Below are 14,108 nucleotides of genomic sequence, written 5' to 3' on the forward strand. Positions count from 1 at the left end.
ATACATGCTGGCCGCTGCAGCGGCGGTTCTGGTAGCGACCGTGTCGCTGCCAGCATGTCGCTGCCGCGCGTTCGGTGGTGGTGCTGCCACCGGCGTTCGGTGGCCGTCGATGTCGCCCTCTCGCGACTGTGGCTCGCATCGCATGACGCAACAAAAAACCCGGCTGTCTCACCAGCCGGGTTCGATGGTGACCGTCTCTGGTCTGTCAGTCAGGCCTCGGCGTCTTCCTTGTACGCATCCACCGGGATGCAGGCGCACATCACGTTCTTGTCGCCGTAGACGTTGTCCACGCGTGCCACCGGCGGCCAGTACTTCTGCTGCTTCAGGCTGGGCAGCGGGAAGGCGGCCAGTTCGCGCGGGTAGGCGTGGGTCCACTCGCTGGCCGACACCTGCGTGGCGGTATGCGGGGCGTGCTTGAGCGGGTTGTCGTCGCGGTCCAGACGGCCGTCTTCGATGGCGCGGATTTCCTCGCGGATCTGGATCATCGCGTCGATGAAGCGGTCCAGCTCGTGCTGCGATTCGCTTTCGGTCGGTTCCACCATCAAGGTGCCGGCGACCGGGAAGCTCAGCGTCGGTGCGTGGAAACCGAAGTCGATCAGGCGCTTGGCGACATCTTCGGCGCCGATGCCGCTGGTCTTCTCCAGCGGGCGGATGTCGAGGATGCACTCGTGCGCCACCAGGCCGTTGCGGCCGGTGTACAGCGTCTTGTAGTGCGGCGCCAGGCGCTTGGCGATGTAGTTGGCGTTGAGCAGGGCCACCTGGGTCGCCTTGCGCAGGCCGGCGCTGCCCATCATGGTCACGTACATCCAGCTGATCGGCAGGATCGAGGCCGAGCCGTAGCTGGCGGCGCTGACCATGCCGACGTCGCCTTCGCCGCCCAGCGTGCGCGGTAAAAACGGCGCCAGGTGCGACTTCACCGCGCACGGGCCCACGCCCGGGCCACCGCCGCCATGCGGAATGCAGAAGGTCTTGTGCAGGTTCAGATGCGACACGTCCGAGCCCCACTTGCCGGGCTTGGCCACGCCGACCAGGGCATTCATGTTGGCGCCGTCGGTGTAGACCTGGCCGCCATGCGCATGCACGGCTTCGCAGATCGCCACCACGTCCTCTTCGAACACGCCGTGCGTGGACGGGTAGGTGATCATCAACGCGGCCAGACGCTCTGAGTACTTCTCTGCCTTGGCGCGGATGTCGTCCACGTCCACGTTGCCGTTGGCATCGCACTTGGTCACGACCACGGTCATGCCGCACATCTGCGCCGAGGCCGGATTGGTGCCGTGCGCCGATTCGGGAATCAGGCAGATATCGCGGTGCGCCTCACCGCGCGAGCGGTGATAGGCGCGGATCGCCAGTAGGCCGGCGTATTCGCCCTGCGCGCCGGAGTTGGGCTGCAGGCTCACCGCGTCGTAGCCGGTGCATTCGACCAGCATCGCTTCCAGCTCGTCGATCAACTGCGCGTAACCGGCCGACTGCTCGGCCGGCGCCAGCGGATGGATCGCGCCGAATTCCGGCCAGGTCACCGGGATCATTTCGGCAGTGGCGTTGAGCTTCATCGTGCAGCTTCCCAGCGGGATCATGGTGCGATCCATCGCCAGGTCCTTGTCGGCCAGCGAGCGCATGTAGCGCAGCAGTTCGTGTTCGCTGTGGTGGGTGTTGAACACCGGATGGGTCAGGAACGCGCTGCTGCGCAGCAGGCCTTGCGGCAATGCGTCGGCGGTGGCGGCATCGAGCGCGTCCACATCCGCCTGCGCGCCGAACAACGCGGCCAGTGCGACCACGTCGGCGCGCGTGCTGGTTTCATCCAGGCTGATGCCGACCGCTTCGCTGTCGATCGCGCGCAGGTTGATGCCGGCCGCACGTGCTTTGGCGTGGATGGCATCGGCATCGACCGCCTTGACGTGCAAGGTGTCGAAGAAACGCTCGCCCACAGTGACGCCGGCGCCGCGCAAGGCGGCGGCCAGGATCGTGGCCAGGCGATGGGTGCGCCGCGCGATGCGGGTCAGGCCCTCGGGGCCGTGGTAGACCGCGTACATCGAGGCCATCACCGCCAGCAGCACCTGCGCGGTGCAGATGTTGGAGGTGGCCTTCTCGCGGCGGATATGTTGTTCGCGCGTCTGCAGGGTGAGGCGATAGGCCGGGTTGCCGGCGGCATCGATCGACACGCCGATCAGCCGGCCCGGCATCGAGCGCTTGTAGGCATCGCGGCAGGCCATGAAGGCCGCATGCGGGCCGCCGAAACCGAACGGCACGCCGAAGCGCTGCGAATTGCCGACCACGATGTCCGCGCCCCACTCGCCGGGTGCGGCGATCAGGGTCAGCGCCAGCAGGTCGGTGGCCACCGCGACCAGCCCGCCTTGCGCGTGCACCGCATCGGCCAGCGCGGCGTGATCGCCGATGTGTCCGAAGCTGTCCGGGTACTGCAGCAGCACGCCGAAGCACTCGGCCTGCAGCGCCTCCTCCGGCGTGCCGACGCGCAGCACGATGCCCAGCGGCTCGGCGCGGGTGCGCAGCAGTTCCAGCGTTTGCGGGTGCACCGCGTCGTGCACGAAGAAGGTCTCCGACTTCGACTTGGCCGAGCGCTTGGCCAGCGTCATCGCTTCGGCCGCGGCGGTGGCTTCGTCCAGCAGCGAGGCATTGGCGATCTGCATGCCGGTCAGATCTGCGCACAGGGTCTGGAAGTTGATCAGCGCTTCCATGCGGCCCTGCGAAATTTCCGCCTGGTACGGCGTGTAGGCGGTGTACCAGGCCGGGTTTTCCAGGATGTTGCGCAGGATCACCTTGGGCGTATGCGTGCCGTAATAGCCCTGGCCGATAAAGGTGCGCTGCACCTGGTTCTTGCTGGCGATGGCGCGGATCTTGGCCAGCGCCTCTTCTTCGGTGATCGCCTCGGGCAGCGCCAGCGCCGCAGGCGACTTGATGTTGCCCGGCACGATGGCGTCGGTCAGCGCATCCAGCGAGGCGTGGCCGACCACGCCCAGCATCTGTGCGATTTCTGCGTCGTTGGGGCCGATATGGCGTTCGACGAACGCACTGTGGTGTTCGAGGTCGCGCAGGGAAGACGTGGTCTGGGACATGGCGGGCATCCGGGGCAGGGGGCAGACGAATGGTCGACAGCCACCGAACCGGGGTGACGCGCGCAGCGCATCACCTCCTGTCGCAGCGACAGTCTTCCTCGCGCCCCTCTGTCCTTTTGCCTGAGAGTTTAAGAATGCGGCATGGCGCTGGGCCTGCCTGCGTTCCGTGCCCCTTCGGCGCCGGCATCGGCCGGTCTCTCCAGAGTTGTACTGCGGATGGTATCGGGCCTGAGCGATTACGGGCTGTTGCGCCTTCGGCAGCGGCAGTGCCGCTTCTCCCACCGTGTTGCCGGGGCGATTATAGCGTGGGTGCATGCCGCCGGCGCATCCAGCGGGCCAGGCCTGCGCAGGCTGCCGCACTTGCGTTCGCTTAACCTTGCAACGGCGAGCGCCTATCATCGACGCCCTTGTGCCCATCCCGACACTGGCCCCAGGCCAGCGCCGGCGTGCGTCCCCCGATGCACCACGTTTCGGATCCCTGCATGACCCCCACCACGCCTTCCACCCGTCGCATGGCGCTGCTGCTCGCCGGGCTGGCGATGTTCGGTCCGTTTTCCATCGACACCATCTTCCCGGCGTTCTCGCGGCTCAGCCGCAGCCTGGCGGTGGACCAGGTGGCGATCCAGCAGACCATCAGCATCTACCTGCTGGCCTACGGGGTGATGAGCATCGCGCACGGGCCGCTGTCCGATGCTTGGGGCCGCAAGCGGGTGATCCTGGGCGGGCTGGTGCTGTTCATCGCCGGCTCGATCGGCTGCGCCCTGTCGCAGGATCTGCCCACGCTGCTGGCATTCCGCGCGCTGCAAGGCCTGTCGGCCGGCGTGGGGATGATCGTCGGGCGGGCAGTGATCCGCGACCTGTTCCATGGCCCGGATGCGCAGCGGCTGATGAGCCAGGTCTCGATGATCTTCGGCATCGCGCCGGCGATCGCGCCGATCATCGGCGGCTGGATCCTGCTCAGCGGCGCTGGCTGGCCGCTGATTTTCTGGTTTCTGGTGGTGTTTGGACTGGTACTGCTCATCGCGACCATGACCTGGCTGCCGGAGACCCACCCGGTGGAGGCGCGCACGCCGCTGCAGCTCAAGCGCTTGCTGCACGACTACGTACGGATCGGCTTCAACCCGCGCTTCCAGCGCCTGGCGGCGGCCGGTGCGTTCAATTTCGCCGGCATCTTCCTGTACATCGCCTCCGCGCCGGTGCTGATCATGCAGCACCTGCATCTGGGCGAAGGCGACTTTGCCTGGTTGTTCATTCCCACCATCGGCGGAATGACGCTGGGTTCGTTTTTGTCAGGGCGCATGGCCGGCCAGATGAACCCGGTGCGGCAGATCCGCATCGGCTTCATCTGCTGCGGCGTGGCGGCGCTGGCCAACCTGGGCTACACCATGGCGGCGGCGCAGATCGCGCTGCCGTGGGCGGTGCTGCCGATCTTCCTGGCCGGGGTCGGCATGGCGTTGATCTTCCCGATCCTGGCGCTGGCGGTGCTGGACATGTACCCGCAGCAGCGCGGCCTGGCCTCGTCGCTGCAGGCCTTTACCCAGCTCATGACCAATACGGTGGTGGCCGGGGTGCTGTCGCCGCTGCTGAGTGAACACCCGCGGCATCTGGCGATCGGCATGACCGGTTTTTTCCTGCTGGGCTGGCTATTCTGGCGCTGGGAGCGCCGCAGCGGCCGCCGTCTGCGGCACCGCCAGGCCACCGAGGCAGTGCCGCTGGAGCCGGCCGACCATCTTTGACCCCTACACAGGAGCCCGCATGTCCACCGATTCCAAGTTGCGCCGCGATGCCCGCAAGCGTGCCGCCGAGCGCCAGCGCAACCAGGTCGCCGCCAAGGCCACGGCCGAATCGCCGATCGAGGCGCATGCCGAACTGCGCGACCAGCAACGCACGCTGCTGGCCGGCATCGTCCGTCGCGACGGCGAATGGGTGCTGGGCATGGACGGCCGCATCGCTGGCGAGAGCACCAGCGCCGCGCAGGTGTTGACGCTGATCATGCGCGCCGCCGAACTGCACGAGCGCCAGGGCACCCCCGTGCGCCTGACCTATTCGGACGCGCTCAAGGATGCCGCGCATGCGGAGGCCCAGGCCGGTGGCATGGAGTTCGAGCAGTTCAAGGCCAGGTTGAGCGAACGCTTGCAGGGCGGCGCGAAGCTCAACTGAGTCGCCCCCGCGGCGTGCCTTCGCCGGCCCGGGGGACGTGGCGTTGTGGATGGATCAATCGGGCTGCCGTGCCTGCGGGCCTGTAGCAGGTCGGCCCGGCTTTGGCGGGTAGGCGCTGCGCTGCAGATGCGTGGCGCAGCGTCACCGGCGCGCCAGCCGATCAGCGTCCCCGACCCGGTACGCTGGGCCAACACCGCCGGTTGGCCACACTTGCGATCGAGCTCTTTCGATCTGCAAAGTCGGTGCGACTGAGCGCGGCTGGCACGACGTGGCGAGCAGTCGTCAGGTGGGCGCGGAGGAGCCGGCGTGTACGAGTGGGTCCATGCCGCGCCGAACACCGGCCGTGCCCGTCTGGCGGTGAGCACCGCGGGTTCGTTGGCTGCGCACAGGTGCGCCGTCTCAGCGCGCCTGTGCCTGCCGCTGCGTTTCCTGCTGCGACACCTGCGCCTGCGCCGCGGCATCGCGCTGCGTGCCGGTTTCCAGCGCCTGCAGGCGTTGCAGGCTGGCTGCGACGGGCTCCTCCTGCACGGCCTTGGCATCGAAGCTGCCCCGCAGATGCGCAGGCGAGTCGAGTGCTCCCTGCACCACGAAGCCACGTGCAGGATCGTTGCCGAGCAGCACGTGATCGACCCGCTGCAAGCCATTCTCGCGTGCGGCCACCACCGACCCCAGGGCCAGGCGTTCGCTGTCCATCCCGGCTGCCGGGCCCGGTGCCGCTTGCAGGCGCCCCACGGCCGCAGTGCATTGCTGCAGCAGGGCATGATCCGGGTGCGTTGCATCGCGCGGGTCCGGGAGCGCCGGGGCGGCCTCGGTCGGTCGCGGCAGGACGGTGGCATCGATACGCTGCAGCTGGCCGTCGTACGTGCCGTCGGCGCCGTCGGCGATGCGCTGCAACCGCTCGGCGAACGCATAAGGCGATCCACCCACGTTGCGGGCCATCGCGATCGCAAACTGCTCGGGCGACTGCGCCGGGGCGTTGCGATCGCCGACCAGCGAGGTCAGGGAGCTGCCGCCGATCCTGCTGGCGTCGACGCTGGCGCGGGTCTGCTCCAGCAGCGCCTGCATCTGCACCTCGTTGAATTCCAGCGTGGTCTTCTGTCCTGGTGCGATCGCGCCGGTGCCCGTCATCTCGCCGTTCAACGCGCTGTTGAGGGTCTGCGCGATCGCCTTTTCCTCGCTGGCCTCGTTGCGCCCGCCCAGGCGCTGCAACAGGCCCGGCGCGGCCACATCGCCATCGATCTGGAAACGGTAGCTGCGCTGGTCCACGCGTTCGGTCTGATTGCCGTCGTACTGGCGCACGATCGTCAGCGGCACGTTGTCGCCGTATTGCAGCTGTTGCACCAGGGTGTAGCCATCCTGGCCCGGCGTGCTGATGCGTACCTGGCTGCCTTGGTTGCGGTTGCCGGCGACATCGGCGCTGAGCGGGCCCAGTTCCAGCTGCAGACGCTGCTGCGAGCTGAAATTGATCCGCTCCAGCGTCTGCATCTCATCGACGCCGGGCACGCCCGGTGCAAGCCTGCCCTCGCGCACGAATTGGCCCATGGCCGCGCGTGCGCGCGGATCGGCCAGGTCGAACTGCGCGCTGTGCACCTGCGACTGGCCCAGGGAGTCGGCGCGCCCGAGCAGTGCCTGCGCCGGTCCGGCCTTGACGCCAAGCGCATTCACCGCCTCGATGGCCGCGTTCGGCCCGGTCACCACGCGCACATGGCGCTCGTCGACGCGCTCGATCATGTAGCTGCGGCCGCTGGCTTCGGTGATCTGGCTCTGCGCGGTCAGCGATCGCAGGCTCGCCGAGGATTCGCGCTGTACGAAGGTCTGGGTATCCATCACCGCGCGTGCGCCGATCGGAAGGCTTTCCGGCTGCAGTGGATTGACCTGTCTGGCGGCCTCCAGCGGCTGGTCGACACCGGGCAGCGTCAGTGCGTAGCGCATGCGCTGCCCGGCACTGGCGCCGGCCTCGATGCTCAGCTTGCTGTCGCCAAGCTTGGACTGCAGGCTTTGCTGCAGGCCGGTCTGCGCGTCGGCCTCGAGGCTGAAGGTGGTGGTCTTGGCATCGGCATCGCTGAGAACGCCTGCACTCAGCGAGCCGCCGTGGCGCAGGCTGGTCTCGCCCAGCGGCTGCGTCAGGCTGCCATTGCCCTGCTCGCTGGTCTGCGCATACTTGACCGACTGCTCTGCCGGGTTGACCGAAACGGTGGCGCTTCCCAACTCCGCCGCGTACTCGCTGTTGGGGCTGCTGTAGGTCGGGTCGAATGCGCGATCGTTGGCATCGTCGATGAACTGCGTATTGCGGTCCACATCGCGCACGTCCGGGCCGGTGGAGGCATTGCTCATTGGATGCTTCCTGCATGCTGCGGCTGCGCAGCGGGCGCGCAGTATATCGCCAGCGTTTTAGGCGTTTATCAAGGGAATGTTATGCGGCGGCCGAGGCGACGGCCGTCGCATGTCGTAGCGAAATCGGCGCCTCAGTGCAGCGTGGCAGGCGCAGGCGCGTTGTTCGCGGCAGCAGGCGCAGTGGCTTGCCAGCCGCACAATTGGCCTTGATTTTGCTGCTTGAGCCATTCGCTCATCGGTGCGAAATATTCCAGCATCGGGCCGGCGTCGAGTTTTTCGTTGCCGGTGAGTTCCTTCAGCGTGGTCTGCCAGGGCTGGCTCGATCCACGTTGCAACATCGACCAGAATTTCTGTCCGGCGTCCTTGTTGCCGTAGAAGCTGCACTCGTACAACGGGCCTTGCTGCCCGGCCGCATCGCACAGGCCCTTGTAAAACTGGAACTGCAGGATATGCGCCAGAAAATAGCGCGTGTACGGCGTATTGCCCGGCACGTGGTATTTGGCGCCGGCATCGAAGAACTCTTCGCCGCGCGGGGTCACCGGCGCCACGCCCTGGTATTTGGCTTTCAGTTCCCACCAGGCCTGGTTGTAGCGCTCGGGCGGAATCGAGCCATCGAACACGCCCCAGCGCCAGCGGTCGATCATCAAACCGAACGGCAGGAAGGCAACCTTGCTCAAGGCCATGCGCATCTGCGAATTGATCAAAGCTTCGCGCCCGGCCTGCTGTTCGCCGACCATGCCGATCGACTGCAGATACCTGGGCGTCATCGCCAAGACGATAGTGTCGCCGATCGCTTCGTGGAAGCCGTCGTTGGCGCCGTTCTGGAACAGCGGCGGCAGCGGGTTGTAGGCCAGGTCGTAATAGATGTGGCCGAGCTCGTGATAGATGGTGGTGAAGTCTTCTTCGGTGGGCTTGATGCACATCTTGGTACGCACATCTGCGCCGATGTTCTGGTTCGGTTCGCCGCCCATGTTCATGTCCCATGCGCTGGCATGACAGACCACATCGCGGTCCAGGGGCTTGATGAACTGCGAGCGTTGCCAATAGGTGTCGGGCAGCTTGGGCATGCCCAGCGACGTGTAGAAATCCTGCGCGCGCTCGGTCATCTGTCGGGCGGTGCGCAGTTGCGCCTCGCGCTCGGCATTGAAGCGTGCGGCCGTCCCGCCGTCGCCACCGGTGTTGCGCGCCAGCACCGCGCTCAGGTTGCCCTGGTACTGTTTTTCCAGCGCAGAAGTGATGTCCAGATCGCCGGCGCCGGGGTAGGGCTGCAGCAGATCCCACAGATTGCTCCAGTCCTGCTGCCACATATTGCCCATCAGATGCGCGGGCAACAGGCCGCCGGCCAGCTCGCCCTTGTCCTTGCCGTATTGCGTATCCAGCTTGCCGCGCGCGTAGCACTGCAGCTGCGCATACAGCGGCTTGACCTGCTCCCACAACCGGTCGGTCTCGCTGGCCAGTTGTGCCGGCGGCATGTCGTAGCCGCTGCGCCACATCACCCCGACATCGGCAAAGCCATTGCCGCGCGCACCTTCGTTGGCCAGCTCGACAAAGCGCTGGTAATCCTTGCGCATCGGCTGGGCGGTGTCATGCCAGCCCTGCCAGGCATCGAGTTGTTCGTTGTAGTCGCGGCTGCTGGCCAGCACCTGTTCCAGCTCGCCGAGCTGGCGGCAACGGCGTTGTTCGCCATCGCCCACGCAGTAGCTTCCTGCGCCGTAGTCGCCTTCCATCTTGGCGGCGATGCGGGTGAGTTCGGCAAGCTTGGCCGGGTCGCGCGGTGCCGGCAGGGCGCTCATCAGCTTGAGCAGCTGCAGTGCGCGTGCGCTGTCGGCCGACATCGGCGTGCCGGCGTAGTGCCTGGATTGTTCGATCCAGCGATCCAGCTGCGCCAGCGAACGCTCGTTGGCCTTGGCCGCCAGCAGCTGCGAGTCGCCGTTGATATAGGTCGAGGACAGCCACTGCGCGGCAGTGACTTCCGGGTAGGCGGCCTTGTACTCGGCGCTGATGCGCGCAACGAATTGGTCGGCGCTTTCGGCAGGCGCGGCCTTGGTCGCGGCCGGTGTGGCCGGCGGCGCGGCGTCCTTGCGGCAGGCCGACAGCGATAACGTGCCGGCGGCGACAGCCAGTGCCAGCAACAGCAGACGAGGATTCACGGGTGGTCCTTGCGGTGAAGTCCGGCGAAGGCTAGAGCGCGCGAGGCTTCAGGGCAAGCAGTGTTCAAGGCAAGCGGTGCCGCTGCCGCTGCCGCGCAGCGGCGGCCGATCCCGCCGCTGGCGGTGCCAAAACGCTCAGCCTTTCCCCGTGCACTGCGCAAAGACATCGCGTTCGCGCGCATACGCGCTGGTCTTGACCTGCATCAGGCCCAGCACCGACGGGAACAGCGCATCCTGGTCGGTGTATTGCCCGGCGCGGTGGCGCAGGCAGGCCTCGTCCAGGCCGCGGTCGCGCGCGAATTCCGGCGAAAACCACATCACCATCGGCACGTGGGTTTGCTCCTTCGGCGCGATGGCATACGGCACGCCATGCAGATACAGGCCCTTCTCGCCCAACGATTCGCCATGATCGGAGAGATAGATCATGGCGGTGTCGTAGTCGGACAAGCCGCGCAATGTATGGATGGCCTGATTGAGGAAGTGATCGGTATAGCTGATGGAGTTGTCGTAGGCGTTGACGATGTCCTGGCGGCTGCAGCTGCCCAGGTCGGCGGTCCTGCACACCGGCTTGAAGCGCTCGAACTGCTCCGGGTAGCGTTCGAAGTAACTGGGGCCGTGGCTGCCGAGTTGATGCAGTACCACCACGCGGTCGCCGGGCCTGGCACGCACTTGCGCCGCCAGGTCGCGCAGCAGGATTTCGTCCATGCAACGGCCGTCGGCGCACAGGCCTGGCGTGGTGGCGTCATCCAGCTTCTGCATGTCCAGCCCCTCGCACACGCCCTTGCAGCCGGACTGATTGTCGCGCCACAGCGTGGAAATACCGGCATGTTCAAGCACGTGCAGGAACGACTGGTGGCCGCGGATCATGTCTTCGTTGTAATCGCGGCGGCCGAACGGCGAGAACATGCAGGGCACCGACACTTCGGTGCTGGTGCCGCACGAATGCATGTCCGGGAAATTGATCACCCCTGCCTGCGCCAGCTCCGGCGTGGTCTGGCGCGCATAGCCGTTGAGGCCCCAGTTCTGCGCGCGTGCGGTCTCACCCAGCACCAGCAGCAACAGGCGTGGGCGGCTGCCGGCAGCGCGCGGCGTTGCGCTGGCATCGTGTTCGATCGGCTGCTTGGGCGCGCGCTTGATCGGCGACTCGGACTTGAGGTTCTGGCGCAATGCGACGATGTAGTTGATCGGCGTGGCCAGGTAACGCACTTCGCGGTGATTGCGCATCAGCGCCGAAATGTCCTGCGACGACAACATGGTGCCGGCGGCGCCCACCACTGCCACTGCCAGCAGGAATCCCAGCCGTACCAGCAGCGACTTGCCGACACTGCGCGCACGCAGGCGCGTACGCCACAGCAGTATGGTGGGAATCAGGAAGTAGCACAGCAGCGGAAAGATCAGCCCCGGCGTCAGCAGCTCGCGCGATTCCTTGTGGTCGGTATGCAGCACGTTGCGCAGCATGTCCGCATCCAGATAGACGTTGTAGCTGTCCATGTAGTGCGCAGCCAGCGCGGTGGTGAACAGCAGCAGGGTCAGCAGCGGCCTGGCGTTCCAGCGCCACACCAGCAGACCCAATAACAGCGCGTGCACGGCGACCAGCAGCGACATCAACGAAATCGCAAACCCGACACTGCCCGGGTGGGTGGCCATCGCCGTGCGCCAGAACAACTGATTGCACACCAGCGCGAAAAACAGGCTCGACAGCAATACCAGCGCTTCGGTCGATACGGTCGGCCGGGTACTCCATGTCAGCACGCGCGCATTGGTGCGCCCGCGCGGTTCCGGTAACCAGGTGCTCATGCTGCATCCCCCGATGGCAACATCGAATCGGACGCGCGATGCGGTCGAGCCAGCATCACGCAGTACAACGCCAGTGCCGTCAGCCAGCACACTGCCAACGACCATACATCGTGCGAGAGAAAATGCGCGCCACGCAGCTGCTGCGCAACGCCGAAAATGAGACCTGCCAGCAACCCGGTCAACAAACCTGGGACGCGCCACGCAGGACGCAGCGACAACGCGCAGAAATACAGCGCAACCCACGCATATCCGGCACTGGCATGGCCGGCCGGAAAACAACCGGACGCGGCAACGCCCTGGCGCGATTCGAATAGCCCGATCATTGCCTGGGTGCCGCCATACCGGCTCAAATCCCAAGGGCAATCCATCGCCGTCCACGACTTGAGCAACGACACCAGCGAGGTCGACAAGGCGACCGATGCGGCCAGATAGGTGAGCGGCCAGCGCAGTTTGCCCAGGCGTGGCCTGCACCAGGCAGCCACTGCCAGAATCACGACGCTGACACCCGCCGCCGTGCTCAGCCCTCTGCCGATGCGATGAATCACGCCGCTGGTGAACCAGTGGTCCTTGAGCAGCCAGTGCCCGCCTTCCAGCCGGTACAGCACATCGGCAATCCACTGGTCGCCGCCGGCACCCATCAACAACGCGCTGAGCAGCAGCACACCCGTCAGCGGCATCCACAGATGGCGCGCAAGAAAGCGCGCCCGCACATCGGGGGCGGTGTGCGCCAGGACGGGCGCATGGACGGGAAGCGTGCTCATCGGGATGTCGGCCTGTGTCATTGCCCGGCATCTTCGAAACCCGGATGTCGGAGAGCGGTCGGACCGGAGTTGCCCAGCCGTTAATCGACACCGAGCATTCAGTCTGGATCGCCGTCGCTACCGGTTTGTTCGGTGTCGGACGCAGTGGCGGTGCAACCGGCACGCCACGCGGTGCCCGGCACCAGTTGCCATTGATTGCGATTGGATTCGCCGATATCGATGCGTTGTGCCGGATCGATGCATGTCGGTACAGCCTGCTTGAGCACGAACAGCCAGCGTTTTTCCGGCGCCTGCGCAAGCCACGGGCCTGCCTTGTCCCATTGCTGCTGCCAACTCGCCTTGAAGCCGAAGTCGGTCACCGCGCGGTCGGCCTGCAGCAGGTTCTGCTCGCGCCAGGCCAGCATGCCCAACTCGGCGTCCGGGCCGATCCGCTGGCCAACGCGCTGCATCAGCCGCGCGGACGAACTGTAAGGATCCAGTGCCGGCATCAAGCCAAGGCCGTACACGATCCACAGCGCCGCCGTCATGACCACTACTGCGGTGCCCGCACGCCGGCCGCGCGACCAGGCCACCACGGCAAGGCCGATGATGCCAAGGCCGATCAGCCAGAACCCCACCGACTGCAACGACGCCAGCTCCATGCCGCGTTTCAGCGCAGTGTTTTCGGCCCAATGCAGATGCAGCGCAATGCCGCCACCCAGGCTCAGGCCGGCGAGCGCAAGCAGCAACACATAGCCGGTGAGCAGCGCACGCACACCGCGACGGCGCAGCAGCCCGGCCAGCAACGGCGCCGCCACCATGCACAGCGCTGGCAGCATCGGGAAGATGTAGACCTCGCGTTTGCCCGGGCTGGCACTGAAGAACAGCAGCACCAGCACGCTCCACTCCAGCAGCAGCACATAGCGCGGGTCGCCGCGGCGCAGCCGGCGCCACCATGCCGGCAGCAGCCACGGCAGCAACAGGCAGCCCGGCAGCCACAGCGTGGCGATCACCTGCAGGTAGTACCAGAACGGTTTGACGTGGTGCCAGGCGTGCGCATAGCGCGTGCCGGTCTGCTTGAACAACAACTCGTGCGCATAGGCGTGCAATTGCGGGTTATCGCCATGCAGCAGCGCGATGCCCAGCGGCCCCAACCACACCGCAGTGCCAGCCAGAAAGGCCGGCAGTACCAGCAACCAGCTGCGCCCGGCCTGCGCACGCGCCGGCAACACGCTCCAGTGCCTGCGCGGCAGCGCCATCCACGGCAGCAACAGCAGCAGCGGCAGGAAACCAACGCCTTTGGTCACCGTGCCGACGCCGGCGGCAAACACCCCCAGAGTCCACGCGCGCCAGTCCGGCCCGCGCAACACATGCCGCAGCAGCCCCCACAGCGACAGCGTGGTCAGCGCCACCAGCACCATGTCGATCTGCGCGCGTTTGGCCATCAGGCCGAACTGCAGCACCGCAAACAACGCCGGCACCGCGTAGCCGGCCACGCGCCGGTTCCACAGCCGGCGCGTCATGTCCCAGGTCAGCCACAGCGTTGCCAGCGCGGCCAGCAGCGAGGGCAGCAGGAACGCGATCGGCCAGTGCGGCACCAGCGCGTGGCTCGCCGCCTGCAGCCACATGAACACCGGCGGCTTTTCCGCGTACAACTCGCTGCCACGGTGCGGCAGCAGCCAATGCCCGCTTTCGACCATGGTGCGTGCGGCCAGCACGAAGCGCGGCTCGTCCGGCGGATTGGGTTGGCGCAGCCCGAGCCCGGCCAGCAGGCTGACAACGATCAGCAGCAACGCGGCAAGCAGCGCGCGCCGACGGGAGAGAGAGGCAGAGCTGGCAGGCGACACGTGCAT

Annotated in this window: 8 protein-coding genes, 1 other RNA gene and 1 riboswitch; of the genes, 2 read left to right on the forward strand and 7 right to left on the reverse strand. The window is 66.6% G+C overall.

Going from position 1 to position 14,108, the window contains the following annotated elements; translation table 11 throughout:
• Positions 1–209: 209 nt before the first annotated feature.
• On the reverse strand, positions 210–3,083 hold the full coding sequence (gcvP, locus tag FHY18_RS07560) for an aminomethyl-transferring glycine dehydrogenase (protein WP_259153196.1): 2,874 nt from the start codon (positions 3,081–3,083) through the stop codon (positions 210–212).
• 89 nt (positions 3,084–3,172) lie between these two features.
• Positions 3,173–3,287: riboswitch (glycine riboswitch) on the reverse strand.
• Positions 3,288–3,556: 269 nt separating this feature from the next.
• On the opposite strand from gcvP, the gene FHY18_RS07565 reads away from it, so the two are divergent.
• On the forward strand, positions 3,557–4,810 hold the full coding sequence (locus FHY18_RS07565; protein ID WP_259153197.1) for a multidrug effflux MFS transporter: 1,254 nt from the start codon (positions 3,557–3,559) through the stop codon (positions 4,808–4,810).
• 19 nt (positions 4,811–4,829) lie between these two features.
• Entirely contained in the window at positions 4,830–5,234 is a 405-nt protein-coding gene (locus FHY18_RS07570; protein ID WP_259153198.1) for a hypothetical protein, read from the forward strand.
• Positions 5,235–5,490: 256 nt separating this feature from the next.
• Here FHY18_RS07570 and FHY18_RS07575 read toward each other — a convergent pair.
• The 6 genes from FHY18_RS07575 to FHY18_RS07600 form a co-directional block, all read right to left on the reverse strand.
• A non-coding RNA gene (locus FHY18_RS07575) (sX9 sRNA) lies at positions 5,491–5,558 on the reverse strand.
• 75 nt (positions 5,559–5,633) lie between these two features.
• Positions 5,634–7,568 carry an XVIPCD domain-containing protein gene (locus FHY18_RS07580; protein WP_259153199.1) on the reverse strand — a complete coding sequence of 645 codons (1,935 nt, stop codon included), beginning with the start codon at positions 7,566–7,568 and terminating at the stop codon, positions 5,634–5,636.
• A 131-nt stretch (positions 7,569–7,699) separates the two neighbouring features.
• On the reverse strand, positions 7,700–9,718 hold the full coding sequence (locus FHY18_RS07585; RefSeq protein ID WP_259153200.1) for a M2 family metallopeptidase: 2,019 nt from the start codon (positions 9,716–9,718) through the stop codon (positions 7,700–7,702).
• Positions 9,719–9,853: 135 nt separating this feature from the next.
• Positions 9,854–11,515, reverse strand: a complete 1,662-nt coding sequence (locus tag FHY18_RS07590) for a phosphoethanolamine transferase (protein ID WP_259153201.1) — start codon at positions 11,513–11,515, stop codon at positions 9,854–9,856.
• Positions 11,512–12,276: a phosphatase PAP2 family protein gene (locus FHY18_RS07595; protein WP_259153967.1), complete on the reverse strand. Its 765-nt coding sequence runs from the start codon at positions 12,274–12,276 to the stop codon at positions 11,512–11,514. Before FHY18_RS07595 ends, FHY18_RS07590 begins: the two co-directional genes overlap by 4 nt.
• A gap of 98 nt (positions 12,277–12,374) precedes the next feature.
• A complete protein-coding gene (locus FHY18_RS07600; protein WP_259153202.1) occupies positions 12,375–14,108 on the reverse strand; it encodes a glycosyltransferase family 39 protein in 1,734 nt (577 codons plus the stop codon).

This window comes from Xanthomonas sp. 3793, assembly GCF_024806835.1.
Lineage (GTDB): Bacteria > Pseudomonadota > Gammaproteobacteria > Xanthomonadales > Xanthomonadaceae > Xanthomonas > Xanthomonas arboricola_F.

What these genes read in the sequence shown, in the direction of transcription:
- FHY18_RS07580 (WP_259153199.1), bottom strand. Translation starts at nt 7,568, where the DNA reads ATGAGCAATGCCTCCACCGGCCCGGACGTGCGCGATGTGGACCGCAAT.
- FHY18_RS07565 (WP_259153197.1), top strand. Translation starts at nt 3,557, where the DNA reads ATGACCCCCACCACGCCTTCCACCCGTCGCATGGCGCTGCTGCTCGCC.
- FHY18_RS07600 (WP_259153202.1), bottom strand. Translation starts at nt 14,108, where the DNA reads ATGCACGTGTCGCCTGCCAGCTCTGCCTCTCTCTCCCGTCGGCGCGCG.
- FHY18_RS07590 (WP_259153201.1), bottom strand. Translation starts at nt 11,515, where the DNA reads ATGAGCACCTGGTTACCGGAACCGCGCGGGCGCACCAATGCGCGCGTG.
- gcvP (WP_259153196.1), bottom strand. Translation starts at nt 3,083, where the DNA reads ATGCCCGCCATGTCCCAGACCACGTCTTCCCTGCGCGACCTCGAACAC.
- FHY18_RS07570 (WP_259153198.1), top strand. Translation starts at nt 4,830, where the DNA reads ATGTCCACCGATTCCAAGTTGCGCCGCGATGCCCGCAAGCGTGCCGCC.
- FHY18_RS07595 (WP_259153967.1), bottom strand. Translation starts at nt 12,276, where the DNA reads ATGAGCACGCTTCCCGTCCATGCGCCCGTCCTGGCGCACACCGCCCCC.